The following is a 290-nucleotide window of genomic DNA, read 5'->3' as shown; positions in this document are numbered from 1 at the left end:
GGACCGCCGGCCGGCTCGCCGCGCACCCACGACCACCAGGCCTCGGGCAGCGAGTGACCCCACGGCGAGAGCCCGTGCACCAGCAGCGCGCCGATGATCGACAACCCGCCCGCCAGGCCGATCGCCTGCCAGCAGACCAGCGCCACCAGCGGATCGCGCGCCGGCCAGCGGGCCCTGCCCAGCAGCGCCGGCACCGGCCACGCCAGCAGCGCAGCGAGGACGGCGAGAGCGGACGCGGTGGCCGGCAGCACGTCGGGTGCTAGCTGCCGGCGAGCAGCTCGCGCAGCAGC

General features: G+C 77.6%; 1 pseudogene. It reads right to left on the bottom strand.

From position 1 onward, the window contains the following. A pseudogene (locus tag A6V29_RS20685) lies at window positions 1-251 on the bottom strand (M56 family metallopeptidase); the annotation flags it as partial. Window positions 252-290: the final 39 nt, after the last annotated feature.

The organism is Blastococcus sp. CCUG 61487 (assembly GCF_005222955.1).
GTDB lineage: Bacteria > Actinomycetota > Actinomycetes > Mycobacteriales > Geodermatophilaceae > Blastococcus.
The sequence above is the reverse complement of the archived record's forward strand: the minus strand, read 5'-3'. Positions and strand labels throughout refer to the sequence as shown.